This window comes from Ruegeria sp. HKCCA5763 (assembly GCF_013034545.1).
In the GTDB taxonomy this organism is placed as follows: Bacteria; Pseudomonadota; Alphaproteobacteria; order Rhodobacterales; family Rhodobacteraceae; genus Ruegeria.
In genome coordinates this window covers 148,031-162,301 of sequence record NZ_WQGF01000006.1, presented here as the reverse complement: position 1 = coordinate 162,301, position 14,271 = coordinate 148,031, and the positions used below count along the sequence as shown (strand labels likewise).

Here is a 14,271-nt window from a genome sequence, read left to right as displayed (position 1 = left end):
CGCTTAGTTGTCGTAGATGCGCTGACGGGCGCGTTCCAGTTTCGCCAGAATACGATCAGCATTGTCCGGCTTGACCATAAATTCCTGGAAACCTTCCATCGAAACTTTGGCCATTTCAGCCGGAGCATCGCGGTCCCAGAATTGAGCGACACCGCCGGGGCTGTTTGATGACAGCATTTGGAAGCCCTGCTGCAGGAACTTGTCGTCATCCACCGAAGACTGCGCGTTCACAGGCAGCTGACCTAGGTTTGCACCATTGTTGATCTCGGTTTGCTCGTCTGCCGAAACCACAAAGCGCAGGAACTCACGCGCGGCTTCTTTGTTGGACGCATTGGCCGGGATGTGGAACGTGTCTGTCGGAGCGTCTTCGGCCAATTCGACGTCGGGATTGATCGAAACGAACTGGTAGAAGTCCAGCTGATCATCCGTCAGACCGGCATCACGCAACGGCGCAACGGCGAAGTTGCCCATCAGGTAAGCAGCGGCTTCGCCATTGACCATAAAGGGCAGGGCCTCTTGCCAGCTATAGGTCTGATGGTTGTCGATGAACGCACCCATGTCGATCAGCTGTTTCCAGTTGGCGAAGGTCTGTTTGACTCGATCATCTTCCCAGCTGATTTCGCCATTGGCGAGTTGGTTGTGGAAGTCAAACCCGTTGGTGCGCATGTTCAGGTAGTCGAACCAGCCACCGGCGGTCCACAGGAACTTGGTGCCGATGGTATAGCAGGCGCGACCTGAATCGACGATCTTCTGGCAGTTGGACAGTTCTTCTTCCCAAGTCGTCGGTTCGCTCAGGCCCAGCTCATCAAAGATGTCTTTGCGATAGTAAACGCCCCACTGATAGTAGGTGTACGGCACACCCCACTGCTTGCCATCGATGGTCATCGCGCCTTTGGTCGAAGCCAGGTTCTCGGCAATTTCAGGCTCGGCCCACAGGTCTGATACGTCTTCAAACAGGCCTGCCTCAACATACGGCTTCATGCGATTGGCTGCGTACCAAGTGGCCACGTCCGGAGTATCGGCCGTGAGGAAATTGCGAATCTGCGTTTTATAAGCTTCGCGGTCGATCACGGTGGTTTCGATTTCCAAACCTGGATGCTGTTCCGCAAACCGCTCGATCATCGCTTCCATCGTCGCACGCGGCGCCGGGTTTGACGTGTCCAGGAAAATGCGCAGCTCTCCGGTCAGTTCCGCAGCTGCTGGCGCCGCCATTGCGACGCCAAGCGCCAGCGCAGCCGTTGTGCGCTTGAAAGTGGAATACATGGTCTCCTCCCTGTTGCTCCCATGTGAGGTTCCAAATATTGAAACCAAGTTTTATATATTGAAAACTACACATCGACTCGGTTAGTCTTGTCAAGACCCATCGAGAGGAAGCGATGGAAAACGGAGGAGAATGCAAGCCCGTGTCAGGTGATGGAACCATAGGCAAAGCATGTGACGTGCTGGATCACGTCGCGGCATTTCAACGCCCTGTGCGGTTTTCTGAACTGCTGGACAGCAGTGCCTTTCCCAAGGCAACGCTCTACCGGTTCCTTCAATCCCTGACGAATCAGGGAATGTTGTCTTACGACCCGGACAGACAAACCTATGCGCCTGGTATGAGGTTGGTTCGCCTTGCCCATGCCGCGTGGACTCAAAGCTCTCTGGCCCCAATAGCACGCCCATTCCTTGACGCGTTGAGCCGGGAAACAGGTGAAACTGTACATTTGGCGCAGCTCGACTCAGGCCAGGTTCTGTACGTCGACAAACGCAACGCTGCGCAGCCCATTGAGATGTATTCGCAAGCCGGCAAAGTCGGGCCCGCCTATTGCACCGGGGTTGGCAAGGCGATGATGGCGTTTTTGGGGGAGGAGGCGCTGAACAGGGTCCTTTCCCAACAAAGCTATCACCGCTTCACTGACAAGACCCTCACCTCGGAACAGGCGCTGCGCGACGACCTCGAACGGATACGCAACCGCGGGTTCGCTGTTGATGATGAAGAACACGAACCCGGTATCATCTGTATCGCCTGCCCGGTTCTGACGTCCAACAGTCGAATGCTGGGCGCGATTTCCGTGACAGGCTCGACGGAACGGATGGATTTCAAACAACTCGAAGCCTGGGTGCCGCGTCTACGCCGCGTGGCCGAACAGATCGGGGCCGAGGCGCAGGCATGGCGCTTTCCCGAAACGGACCCAAACCACAGCAATGACAGGATGCAAGCGACATGACGGGAGTAACTCTGAACCAGGCGATCAAGCGGTATGGTCAGACACAGGTCATTCACGGGATCGACCTGCAGATCGACGACGGTGAATTCTGCGTCTTTGTTGGCCCTTCTGGATGCGGCAAGTCCACCTTGCTGCGCATGATCGCCGGGCTTGAAGAAACGTCAGAAGGTCAGATTCACATAGGTGCGCGGGACGTCACGCATATGGACCCTGCAAAACGTGGGGTCGCGATGGTGTTTCAAACCTACGCGCTTTATCCGCACATGACGGTCGCCGAAAACATGGGGTTCGGCCTGCGCATGAACGGTGTTGCAAAACCCGAGATTGAAAAGAAGGTTCAGGAAGCATCGAACATTCTGAAGCTGGATCAATACCTCAAGCGCAAACCCAAGGCTCTGTCAGGGGGCCAACGGCAGAGGGTTGCAATCGGTCGGGCCATTGTTCGCGGGCCCGAGGTTTTTCTGTTCGATGAACCTTTGTCGAATCTCGACGCCGAATTGCGGGTCGAGATGCGGGTCGAAATCGCGCGTCTGCATCAGGAAATCGGCGCGACCATGATCTATGTGACCCACGATCAGGTCGAAGCAATGACCATGGCCGACAAGATCGTTGTTCTGCGCGATGGTCGAATCGAGCAGGTGGGTGCCCCGATGGATCTGTACCGCGATCCCGACAACCGATTTGTGGCCGGTTTCATTGGCTCACCCGCGATGAACTTTTTAGACTGCGACTATGCCGATGGGCACGTCACACATCCCGCACTGGCGCAACCGCTGCCGATTTCGGCAACGATTCCGGCCGGACAGGTAAAAGTTACTTTGGGGATGCGCCCGGAACATATTCAGATTGATCGCGCGGCAGACACTTGCACCGTGGACCTGACCGAAGCGCTTGGGGGCGTTTCCTACTCGTATCTCCTCACCCCAAATGGCGACAAGCTGATTGTCGAGGAACGGGATGATCAACGCAGCAAAACAGGCGAACGGATTGGTATCTCGATCCAACCTGACCGCGCTATGGTGTTCGACCCCGAAACAGGGCAGAGGTTTCGGTAATCCGCTGGACCTGGACCGAGAGTTTGGTTGCGCATGCGCAAAGTACCGCTGAATAGTGTTGCGTGCTTCAAAGCAGAGCAACTAATGGCGAACGTTTGGAACGTTTTGCCGTACGAAACTCACGACACTCAAATCTGACCCGTGGCAAAACGCGCGCCTGTAGGCGATTGATTCCAAGCCAAACCTGATTTAAGGGAAGCCCTGTCAAAACAGAGTCACCCAGGGGCGGTATCGTGATCGCGCCCCTCCCGCGCCGCGCTTTTGCGGCCCTTAACTCTTAGATCGCACGCCCCGAAAGGCTTAAAAAAGGTAAAAGAATATGGCAGATAAATCGAACTTCGACATATTGTATACCATTGTAGACGAAGCGCCCGAGCTGGCCAGCGCCTCGTTCCTGCCCATCATCCGCAAGTTCGCATCTGCTGCGGGCGTCAGCGTTGGCACCAAGGACATTTCACTGGCTGGGCGCATTCTGGCAACTTTCCCTGAGAAGCTGACAGATGCGCAGCGCATTACCGATGATCTCGCCGCGTTGGGTGACCTGGTGAAAACACCGGATGCCAATGTCATCAAGCTGCCGAATATCTCGGCCTCGGTTCCGCAGCTGGTTGCCGCCATCGAAGAGCTTCAGTCGCAAGGCTATGACATTCCTGCCTATCCTGAAGAACCGGCCACAGAAGAAGAAAAAGCAATCCGCGCGCGGTATGACGCGATCAAGGGCTCGGCCGTGAACCCGGTTCTGCGAGAGGGCAACAGCGACCGTCGAGCGGCGCGTGCGGTTAAGAACTATGCCCAGAAGAACCCCCATTCGATGGGTGAATGGGCTTCGGACAGCAAAACCAAAGTGTCGTCCATGACCGGCAACGACTTTTATGCCAACGAAAAGTCCGCGACCATTTCCGCTGCTCAGGCCGGCAACGCAAATATCGAGTTTGTCGGCAAAGACGGCAGCATCACCGTTCTGAAAGACGCCTGGCCGCTGGAAGAAGGCACTGTGGCCGACGCGACCTTCATGTCGGTCAAGGCTTTGTCTTCTTTCCTTGCCGACGCTATCGAGGACACCAAGAAAGACGGCACCATGTTCTCGCTGCACATGAAGGCGACGATGATGAAGGTCAGCGACCCGATCATCTTCGGCTATGCCGTCAAAGCGTGGCTGGCCCCGGTGTTTGAGCAATTTGGTGCCGAATTGGACGCACTGGGTGTGAACCCGAATTCGGGCCTGGGCGACCTGTTGGATCGTGTGAAAGACAACGCCGATGTCATGGCCGCCATCGATGCGATCAAAGGTGATCGTCCGTCGATGTACATGGTCGACTCGGATCGTGGTATCACCAACCTGCACGTGCCCTCAGACGTGATCATCGACGCCTCTATGCCTGCCGTGATCCGTGCAGGCGGCAAGGGTTGGGATGAGACAGGCGCCAAGGGTGACACCAATTGTGTGATCCCTGACCGCTGCTACGCGCCGGTCTATGACGAAACCATCAAGTTCTTCAAAGCCAACGGCGCGTTAAACCCAGCGACCGCAGGTGCAGTCGCTAACGTCGGCCTGATGGCACAGAAGGCCGAAGAATATGGCTCGCACCCGACCACGTTCCAAGCCCCTGCCGATGGTACGATCCGCATCGTTCTTGCGAATGGTGAAACGTTGCATAGCCACGAGGTCGAGGCCGGTGATATCTGGCGGTCTTGCACCGTCAAGAAAGCACCGATCGAGAACTGGATCCAACTGGCGATGGACCGTCAGCGCCTGACCGGGTCCGAGGCGATTTTCTGGCTGGATGCAAACCGCGCCCATGATGCCGAACTGATCAAATACGTCAAACCGGCGCTCGAGGCCGCTGGCGTTGCCGACAAGTTCCTGATCATGGCCCCGCGCGAAGCCACCCGTCAATCGCTGGAAACCATCACGGCTGGCAACGACTCGATTGCCATCACCGGCAACGTGCTGCGGGACTATCTGACCGATCTGTTCCCGATCCTCGAACTGGGTACTTCGGCCAAGATGCTGTCGATTGTGAAACTGATGAATGGCGGCGGATTGTTTGAAACCGGGGCAGGAGGGTCCGCTCCGAAGCATGTGCAGCAGTTGGTTGAGGAAAACCACCTGCGCTGGGACTCGATGGGTGAGTTCTGTGCGCTTGGTGAATCTCTGAACTTCCTTGCTGACAGCAAAGGCAACGCCAAGGCAGGTGTTCTGGGTGCTGCTGCCGAAGCTGCAACGCAGGGCATTCTGGACAACAACCGCTCGCCCAGCCGCAAAGTAGGCCAGCCGGACAACCGTGACAGCCACTATTGGTTCGCGCGCTACTGGGCAGAAGCTCTGGCAGCGCAATCCGATGATGCTGATCTGGCGGCGGAGTTTGTGCCCCTGGCCAAAGACCTAGCCGATAAGGAAGAAAAAATCTTGTCGGAACTGGCTGCGGCTCAGGGTGTTGCTGCGGATCTGGGCGGATACTACCACACCGATCCCGCCAAAACGGCCGCTGTAATGCGTCCAAGTGCGACACTGAACGCGATCATCGGGTAATCGGTACCGACAGAGCAGATGCACGTGCATCTACTCTGTAAGCTAAGAAAAGGGGCCAGCAGAGAGTGCGGCCCCTTAATTATTGTGACGACAGGTCATCGATAAACGTGCCGATTTAAGCAGAGGATCAACGACTTCATCTACGGTGCTGGACCGAATACGAAACTGCATTACAGTACTCCTGTATGAGATTTTAAGTACATTATTTCAGATGGTTACAAGAATACCTCATCCACCTACGGGATTCCCCCAATAGAAACTGGAATGAGCCTAAGTTACACCTGTGACAACAAAGAATTTCACTGGTGAGGCCCCTTGGGCTCTATCACTCACTCAGAAGATGACCAGCATTTGGGGTGCTGGTCATTTTGCTTTTCAAAGCCCAAAATCTCGAGATTAACCCTGACCAAACCAATCCTGTCAGATTCGCGTCAGCTGCGGCTGTGCGCGGTCGGTTGAGCAAGGGAATGTTTTGGAGTGCGCTGTAATTCAGCCGAAACGGCGTGCCTGCGGCTGTACAAGGGAAGACTGCATCCTGTTCGCACCTGATGCGGCCACACCTTCATATTGCAAGTAGGACATACGCCGCGCCTCTCGCCGTGCAAGGGCAAGAGACTGCATGATAAGGGCGCAAACAATGAACAACATCGATGCGACAAATCCCGACACGGCAACAACCAGCGACGGTATCCGGTCAACAAGACCGGTATCCAGAAACTCGCGGAAAACCGAAATAAAGACCAACAGCGAGGGTAAAAATGCCAACAAGGCCAAAGACAGGAAAAACGAGATTGGTTTTTCGTCTTTGATCAGCAGGCCAATCATCTTGAGTATGCGCCACCCGTCCGAAAAAGTGGCCAGTTTGGAATTCGAGTCCGGCAACCGTGAGAAATAGTGTGTTTCAACTTCACCAACCGGCATCCGCATCTGCATCGCATGCACGGTAAGCTCGGTTTCAATCTCGAAGCCATTCGAAACTGCAGGAAAACTTTTCACAAACCGTCTGCTGAATACCCGGTAGCCGGACAGCAAATCGTTGATTTTGCTTTTGAAGAAAAACTTCACGAGCCCGCTGAACACGGCGTTTCCAAATTTGTGGCCCGGGCGGTATGCGTCCGTTTCGTCGTTCACCCGCGCGCCGTTAACCATGTCCAGGTTCTTTGACACCAAAAGGTTGATCAGTTCCGGTGCAGCCGAGCTGTCGTAAGTCGCATCGCCATCCGCCATGACATAGACATCGGCGTCAACATCAGCAAACATTCTGCGCACAACGTTGCCTTTGCCCTGATACGGTTCTGAAAAGACCAGTGCACCGGCTTCTTCTGCAATCCTGACAGAGTCGTCCGTAGAATTGTTGTCAAAGACATAGATAACTGCATCCGGTAGGGCTGCGCGAAACTGCTTGACGGTTTCGCCGATGGCAATCGCCTCGTTATAGCATGGCAAGATCACGGCAATTTCCAAGTCCGGTCTGTTCACCGGTGTCACCGATCTTTTCCTGAGATCCAAGGCACCTTGTATCATGCGTGACCCATGCTCTTGCTATCCCATCAAGGGATTGATGATTGCGCTTCAGCCTTAGACTGAAATGCTGATGAGGCGATTATGCAGCAGATAAACGGCCAAAATTTGTCCTACGACAAAATCATGTACGCTCAGGCAAGAAAAAAGGGCCGGTGCGTAGACCGGCCCATAGTTTCAGCTGAACCGAGGGATCAGTTCGAAGCTGCGTTCAGTTTTGCATTTTGTTCACGCAGCGAGTCCGAAATAATCGCGTACCATTCACCGGACTCACGCATTTCGTTTAGGCCTTTGTTCATCATCGCAATATACTCGCGCGCGAACGGGTTTGTACGATGCGCCAGGAAACTCATCGACGACAGTGTCGAAACATATGGGTTTTCAATGATATCAGACGAGGTCAAGCCCATATCGTTCATCGTGGATGCGAATAGATCAACCTCGAACGCGGCCACATCAGCCGTGCCGGTCAAAACCGCATCCAGGCATTCACGCGCGGAATTCGGCTGGACGACAGTTGTATTCTCACGGTTCAAACCGACTTCTTCCAGAACAACCATGCTCCAACCTGCCATCCGGCAGATGGTGGAACCTTCAAGATCGCTGAAATCCGTAGCGCTTGCATACTGGCTTTCCGGCAGAGTAAAGAAGCCGCCGACAACGTCGTAGACTGGCACCGACGCAACAAACTGGGTACAACGCGCGGTTGTTTCGGCTGACCATTCGTATGTACGGTTTGTGCAATCCGGGACAGTCCAAGCGATAGAGATGTCAAACGCACCAAGTGGCAACAGGGTATCAAGGTGCGAGCTCCAGTCATCAACAAAACTGACCGAATAATCGCGTTGGTTACCCGCGCGTTGGAGGCTAGTGGTAGCCAGACGAGTCATGATGCCGCCACCGCTAAGATTCTCAGTTGTAAACGGTTCCCAGCCGTTACCGGCAACCATCTTGATCGGCGGAGCGTAGACGTTCGAACGCTTGACGCTGGCCGCCCGCTGTTCTTCTGCTGCGATGATTTCCTGCGCGGATTGGCCGTTTGGCAGGCTGCCATCTTCACAAGGCAATGCCAAAACCAAACCGGGCTCAAGTGCGTTCGGGTTGTTGATGATGTTGCGGTTCGCGTTGAAGATCGGCTGATAGTTCGAGGTGCCATAGGCTGCAATTGCAATGGTCGCCATCGTGTCACCATCTGCAACGGTGTAATTTGTACAGGCTTCTTGCGCCGCTGCTGCACCCGCACTCAGAGCCGTGACGGCACTCGCCGACATCGCCACTTTCTTAAGGTTGAATTCAAACATGTCCACGTCCTCCAGACTTAGTTTTGCCAGGCCAGTTGGGGCCTTATCCGTTTTCCATTTGATGCCGCAGAGCGGTCGACACGATGTCGCGCCATTCTCCGGATTGCTGCATGATTGCCAGACCCTGATTCAGCGTCTCAAGGATCGCTTCCCCGTCAGGATTATCTTTGTGGGTCATGACGTTAAGTGACTTGATTGCCGCCAGGTTCGGGTTTTCGATTATCCGGTGTTCGTATCCCAGCCGCGAGATCGCCTCGACCGCCAGATGCGCTTCGATTGCAACGATGTCCGCGCGACCTTCTATTACTGCGTGAAAGCAATCATCGGGCGAAACAGGGCGCAAAAGCTTGATGATCGGTTCATATAGGCTGACAGAATCCATGTGGGATGTTGACCAGCCTTCCGGGCGGCAAATCGTTGTACCTGCAAAGTCCGCATAGCTGAACGCTTGTTCATAGCCCGATCCGTCAAGCGCAAAGAATGTGTCCACAACTTCATAAAACGGGTTCGAGAAATTGTAGGTTTCACACCGTGTGCGATCGCTTTCGGACAAGGCTTCTGCCTCTTCGCAGTTTGGGCGCGACCAGGGGAAAGTGCCGTCGAAAGCCAGCGTGGGCATCAACAGGTCCAAATGTGATGACCAGTCGTTCACAAACTGGATCTTGTAGGATTGTTCCGGTGCGGCACGCAGCATGGCTGTTTCCACCAGGCTGGTGTAAAGACCCCGGTTGGGCAGCGCTTCATCGGTGAACGGTGCATAGTTCCCGCCCGTGATCAGCAAAAGCTGCCGGTCTCGGATTTTCGGACGCTCGCCGGTGTCGGCATTCCGGATCAAAGCGGCTGCCTCAGAACGGGCGGCCTCAATCTCTTCTTTGGCCGCGGCCCGTGCTGCAACAACTGCTTCTTCACTGGTTTTCTTTGCTTCCGCTTCAGCTGCTGCCACGCGGGCTTCTGCTTCGGCCACGGCTTTTTCGGCGCGCTCTTCGGCGGCCTTTACCAGTTCTGCAGCCATTTCCGCGGCTAGGCGTTCTGCCTCGGTATCGGCAAGGACAGGTGCACGACCTATATCCTCAAGACACGGTAGCTCAAGTACGTCGCCCACCCGGATGATGTTTGGGTTCGAGCCAATGACATCCCGGTTCGCATCGAAAATGATCCGAAAATCTTCGGTCGAATAAACTTCAATGGCTAACTCGCGCAGGCTGTCCCCGCGTTGGATTTCATAGCTGGTACAAGCCTCTTGCGCCGACGCTGCGCCGGTGGCGGCAGCAAGAGCAAGGCTGGATATGATGAGGTGTTTTTTCATGAGTCCTGTTGCTTTGCCTGTTTATGTTCTTGTGAGTTTCGCGACTGCGATGGACAGATTGTCCTGATCCGGGTCACCCTTGGCCTGAACGGCCAATTGCAACGCCTCGGCGATTTCCTGCGCCAGCGATTGTTTGTGCTTGCTCAGAACCGATTGAATTTCGGCATCGCTTAGATATTGCAAACCGTCACTGCCAAGGATCAGGATATCGTCCGGTGTCACGAGAATGGGTTGCTCGGGGCAATCCACTTTGGGAATGGCGCCCCCCATTATGACCGAGGTCAGCTGGTTGCGATCCATATCCTGTGCCTCTGATTCAGTGATCTCTCCCGCAGCGAGTTTCGCGTCGATCACGGGCGCCATAGAGTGGTCTTCATTTACCTGAGACAAAGCGCCTTCGCGGAACAGATAAAGAGGGCTGTCCCCGATGGAGATCCAGAACACGCGACGCCCCAAAAGAAGAACACCCAACATGGTCGAACCCATGTTGAAACCCTGTTCTTGCGCCTCGTTATGGTTAGCAATAGCAGCGTTTGCTTGCATGGCTGCCAAAGGAAGGGCATCAACTATGGATCCCTCATTCAGGGTTTCCGCTTCAAGTTCGGGGTCCAGGGCTTCACGCCAAGCCGAAATCACCAGCTCAGAAGCGACTTCGCCTGCATCGTGACCACCCATACCGTCTGCAATCACGACATAGCCCGCATCCGACGCGTCGAACATGCGCGCAGCAATGGCGTCTTCCTGCGTCTCTCGCTGACCCTGGTGCAGGATCAGCGCCACATCATATGCCGGAGTCGCCAGCATCTATCAGGAATCCCGCCAATCAAAACCTTCGTCGCAGAAGGCCGTAAACCGGATGGATGTTTCACTAATTCGGATCAGATCCCCGCTGGACAATGCCACGGTGCTGAGTACGGGCTTGCCGTTCAAGCGCACAAGGTTGGCCTTGCCGCCGTGACCCAAGTAGCACTTACGATCTTCCGGATCATAGGCAATAACCGCATGGTTTGAACGCGAGATGCCTGTGTCGCCGAAATCCAGCTGAATAGCCTGATCATCGTTACGACCGATCTGCATCAGGCCTTCTGTCAAAGTGATGCTGGCACCCCGACCTGGCCCCGCGGTGACAACCAGCCAGCCGACTGGGAATGTCTCTTGCGCTGCCTCAGTTTTGGCGACGGGTTCTGCGGTTTCGATCAACTCTTGCACATGGGTGTCTGCACGTTCGAAACCCAGGAAAGTTGTTTTGACACGCGAGCGGCGATCTTCCGCTGGTGCAGGGGCAGGTGCGGGCTCGGCAACCGGTTCAATCGCTGGTTCAACCTTTTCCGCTTCCTGAACCGGAGCCTCTGCAACCTCAACCAAAGCCTCTGAAACTTCGGCCGGGGCCTCCGCGACTTCGGCTGGATCATCTTGCGCAGCTTCGGCAACTGGCGATTCAACCGCTTCGGGTGCGACGTTTTCCGAAACCTCTTCCACCGGTGTCGGTGCTGGGTCCTCGGCAACATGCAAAGTGATGATGTGTTCGTCTTCGAGGGCTGCCTCTTCTTCCAAAGGCTCAGCCGTCAGCAACTCTTCCGGCGCGTCGTGTTCGATTGCGGTATCTTCGACGAAAATGGAGTCCTCGACAGTCTCTTCGGTCGCGACCTCGTCGAATTCAGGCATCTTCTCTTCGGGGATCAGCTCATCCGTTTCCTCGTAAGACTCGGATGTCATGTTGCCGCCAGCCAGCGCCGCACGCAGAGCATTGAAGTCTGCAATCGGCTCTTGCTTTTCTTCTTCGACCGCAGGGGTTTCAACCGCGTCTGAGTTTTCTGCAACGTCTTCTTCTTTGGATTTGCCGGCACCTTCTAGAAGCCGGCTCAGAGGGCTTTTGTATTTGAACATGGTGTCGACACCTTCGATTTGGCGGCACGAATATCTTGTGCCGTAAGCTGCTACTTATCCCGCGCGCAAAAGCGCAGAGACACTCATTGGATACTCAAGGAAACTGGTACATTCTGCGGCGGGCCGGTTCCCGCCGGGGTGACAAACTGGATGCCACCCTCAGCAAACACACGCTGGCAGATCACAAACGAACCGGTCAGATTACTCCTGTGCAAGCTGCATGGTTGCAGCGGCTTCAGCACCGTTACGCAGGACGGTCAATTTCGCTTCGGGTCGGCCCTCAGAGACGAGTTCTGCAAGCATGGCATCCAGGCTTTCCGACCCGCCCAAGGCAATCCCCGACTGGCTTTCGCTCAGAAGCACATCGCCACGCTGCAGACCGCCTGCGTCACTGAATGGGGTCGCGTCCACCTTGGTTTGCCAGCCCTCACTGCCAGAACTGCTGACAGTAAAGGTAAATCCGTTCTTAAGTCCGACAGAACGCTCAACAGGCAAGGCAAGCAGACCGTTTTGCGCTCGGGTCTGACCAATTGGACGATAGCGGGCCGCGACGCGGGTATAACCGTCGGGATCAACGCTCAGCTTGTCCAGAACCTGTGCTGCAAGAGAAGCATCCTCGCGTATCGGCTTTCCGTTCAAAGTAAAGATCACGGCACCGCGTTGCACCCATTCGCCGATCACACTCATGTCCTGATTGGGATCGAGACCAGTTATAGCGATGGTCGCACCGGTTGAGGCGCGGCGACGAGATGTCTGGAAGGGGATTTCCACATCCCAATGCGCAAAGGACACCTGTTGCTCTGCCGGAACGGCACTTGACGTGGCGACCTCGGGTTCAAATTCTGTAACCGCAGGGTCCTGCGCCTCAGCCTTGGCCACTTCAGGGGCTGTGGGCTCTGGGGTTGCAGTCGCAGTTTCTGCCACAGCAGTCTCTGCAGGCTCAGTTTGTACCTGCTCGACAGGCTCTTCTGCGACTGGTGTTGGATCAGGCGACGGCGCGGAGGCGACTTCGGTTTCCTGTTCTTCCGAAACAGAGCTTGGTGCTTCTACCGCTGTTGCCGGGACATCTGCCGTTTCCACCTCTGCCGCGGTTTGCGTAGCTGGTGCTTCAACCTGTTCTTCGGTTTTGTTGCCAGACATTGCAAAGTAACCGCCAGCCGCCAATGCGACTGCAACCACAGCCGCGCCGGCAATCAGCTTACCACTGCCGCCAGAACCGCTTTGAACCACAGTATCGACGGCGACAGGAGCTTCTTCCTTCGCGACGATCTTGGCCAGGTCTTCGTTCCTTTTGTCATCGTTTCCAACAACAATATCCGGGTTGCCCGCCAAAAGTGCGGTCACAACGGCCTCGGCGTTTTCGCTTTCGGCCTTGATCCGTGCCTTTTCTTCTTCTTTGTCCTTGCGGTCCATGCCCACAATCACCGAGACAGGGCGATAGGCAAATGTATCAAACATCACGCCCGGACCGCGGAACATGCGCAACCAATCCAGCGCAGTCTGCAAACGATCTGTGGTGTGAACTTCCATGGCCTTGTCAATCGCCTCGAGGAACCCTTCAGGATATCCTTCGAAGCGGCCCGCAAGCGGGGTGTACGGATCATCCTGCCCGTTGTTGAAGGCATTCAACCGGCTTTGGCCGTCGACCGGGCGTTCGCCACTAATGGCGTGGTACAACGTTGCCGCCAGAACATAGAGATCACTGCTTGGCCCCTGTTCCGCACCCCGGACATAAAACTCGTGTGGGGAATACCCGTCTTTGATGACACGCAGGGTCAGCAGAGCCGCAGATTTGTTGGCCGCCTGCTCACGCGCCGCACCAAAGTCGATCAGGACAGGGTCGTCGTTCTCGTCGATCAGGATGTTGTCCGGCGAAATGTCACGATGCAACATCCCGCTTTGGTGGATGAACGAAACCGCCGACAACATCTTTTCCGTGACTTGCACGATAAAGTCAGGGCCTGCATCGTTTTCAGGATTCTCAACATAATCCAGAAGATCGCAACCGCGGATCAAGTCCATCGCGATATAGGCGGTGTCGTTGTCTTCAAACACCTGATGAACATCGACGATATTCGGGTGCACCAGCCGCGCATGATTGCGGGCTTCCTGAATAAACAGATCAATGATGGCGCGCAGGTCTTCCTTGTAGGACGGATCGTTGGGTTCAACGAGATCGCCATTGCGACGACACAAGGCACCGGGGAAGCATTCCTTGATCACCACGTCGCGCTCCAGGCTGTCGCGCGCAAGATAGGTGATGCCGAATCCTCCGTTGCTCAGAAAGCGGAGGATCTCATACTGACCGCGCAGTAGTTTTGCGCCCGGTTGCAATCCTTCGATTTTTGGTTCGTCGTGCGTTGCACCGACAGCCTGGTTGTGGCTCATTTTAATCCGCCCGTTCTACTCGTTTTTTGCGGCTAAATTTAACAGGGCCAACAGCCCACGAACTCACAAC

10 protein-coding genes are annotated in these 14,271 nt (G+C 55.4%); 3 read left to right on the top strand and 7 right to left on the bottom strand.

Going from position 1 to position 14,271, the window contains the following annotated elements; all coding sequences use genetic code 11:
• Positions 1-3: 3 nt before the first annotated feature.
• Positions 4-1,263 carry an ABC transporter substrate-binding protein gene (locus GOV89_RS12235; RefSeq protein WP_171176996.1) on the bottom strand — a complete coding sequence of 420 codons (1,260 nt, stop codon included), beginning with the start codon at positions 1,261-1,263 and terminating at the stop codon, positions 4-6.
• A gap of 140 nt (positions 1,264-1,403) precedes the next feature.
• Here GOV89_RS12235 and GOV89_RS12230 point away from each other — a divergent pair, with 140 nt between their 5' ends.
• From GOV89_RS12230 to GOV89_RS12220, 3 genes are all read left to right on the top strand, one after another.
• Positions 1,404-2,210 carry an IclR family transcriptional regulator gene (locus GOV89_RS12230; RefSeq protein WP_171177301.1) on the top strand — a complete coding sequence of 269 codons (807 nt, stop codon included), beginning with the start codon at positions 1,404-1,406 and terminating at the stop codon, positions 2,208-2,210.
• A complete protein-coding gene (locus GOV89_RS12225) occupies positions 2,207-3,265 on the top strand; it encodes an ABC transporter ATP-binding protein (RefSeq protein ID WP_171176998.1) in 1,059 nt (352 codons plus the stop codon). Before GOV89_RS12230 ends, GOV89_RS12225 begins: the two co-directional genes overlap by 4 nt.
• 319 nt (positions 3,266-3,584) lie before the next feature.
• Positions 3,585-5,798: an NADP-dependent isocitrate dehydrogenase gene (locus tag GOV89_RS12220; protein WP_171177000.1), complete on the top strand. Its 2,214-nt coding sequence runs from the start codon at positions 3,585-3,587 to the stop codon at positions 5,796-5,798.
• Between the two features lie 489 nt (positions 5,799-6,287).
• On the opposite strand, the gene GOV89_RS12215 is transcribed toward GOV89_RS12220, so the two are convergent.
• The 6 genes from GOV89_RS12215 to GOV89_RS12190 form a co-directional block, all read right to left on the bottom strand.
• Complete coding sequence (locus GOV89_RS12215) at positions 6,288-7,277, bottom strand: glycosyltransferase family 2 protein (protein WP_348540078.1); 990 nt, start codon at positions 7,275-7,277, stop codon at positions 6,288-6,290.
• A gap of 236 nt (positions 7,278-7,513) precedes the next feature.
• Positions 7,514-8,620: a transporter substrate-binding domain-containing protein gene (locus GOV89_RS12210; RefSeq protein ID WP_171177005.1), complete on the bottom strand. Its 1,107-nt coding sequence runs from the start codon at positions 8,618-8,620 to the stop codon at positions 7,514-7,516.
• Positions 8,621-8,663: 43 nt separating this feature from the next.
• Positions 8,664-9,926 (bottom strand): transporter substrate-binding domain-containing protein, encoded by a 1,263-nt coding sequence (locus GOV89_RS12205; RefSeq protein WP_171238304.1) that lies wholly within the window; start codon positions 9,924-9,926, stop codon positions 8,664-8,666.
• 21 nt (positions 9,927-9,947) lie between these two features.
• Positions 9,948-10,730, bottom strand: a complete 783-nt coding sequence (locus GOV89_RS12200; protein ID WP_171177009.1) for a PP2C family serine/threonine-protein phosphatase — start codon at positions 10,728-10,730, stop codon at positions 9,948-9,950.
• 3 nt (positions 10,731-10,733) lie between these two features.
• Positions 10,734-11,813 carry an FHA domain-containing protein gene (locus tag GOV89_RS12195; RefSeq protein WP_171238303.1) on the bottom strand — a complete coding sequence of 360 codons (1,080 nt, stop codon included), beginning with the start codon at positions 11,811-11,813 and terminating at the stop codon, positions 10,734-10,736.
• A gap of 201 nt (positions 11,814-12,014) precedes the next feature.
• A complete protein-coding gene (locus GOV89_RS12190) occupies positions 12,015-14,201 on the bottom strand; it encodes a serine/threonine-protein kinase (RefSeq protein ID WP_171238302.1) in 2,187 nt (728 codons plus the stop codon).
• Between the last annotated feature and the right edge of the window lie 70 nt (positions 14,202-14,271).

Excerpts from the sequence above, each read along its gene's own strand:
- GOV89_RS12235 (WP_171176996.1), bottom strand. The coding sequence starts at position 1,263 with ATGTATTCCACTTTCAAGCGCACAACGGCTGCGCTGGCGCTTGGCGTC.
- GOV89_RS12225 (WP_171176998.1), top strand. The coding sequence starts at position 2,207 with ATGACGGGAGTAACTCTGAACCAGGCGATCAAGCGGTATGGTCAGACA.
- GOV89_RS12220 (WP_171177000.1), top strand. The coding sequence starts at position 3,585 with ATGGCAGATAAATCGAACTTCGACATATTGTATACCATTGTAGACGAA.
- GOV89_RS12210 (WP_171177005.1), bottom strand. The coding sequence starts at position 8,620 with ATGTTTGAATTCAACCTTAAGAAAGTGGCGATGTCGGCGAGTGCCGTC.
- GOV89_RS12205 (WP_171238304.1), bottom strand. The coding sequence starts at position 9,926 with ATGAAAAAACACCTCATCATATCCAGCCTTGCTCTTGCTGCCGCCACC.
- GOV89_RS12200 (WP_171177009.1), bottom strand. The coding sequence starts at position 10,730 with ATGCTGGCGACTCCGGCATATGATGTGGCGCTGATCCTGCACCAGGGT.
- GOV89_RS12195 (WP_171238303.1), bottom strand. The coding sequence starts at position 11,813 with ATGTTCAAATACAAAAGCCCTCTGAGCCGGCTTCTAGAAGGTGCCGGC.
- GOV89_RS12190 (WP_171238302.1), bottom strand. The coding sequence starts at position 14,201 with ATGAGCCACAACCAGGCTGTCGGTGCAACGCACGACGAACCAAAAATC.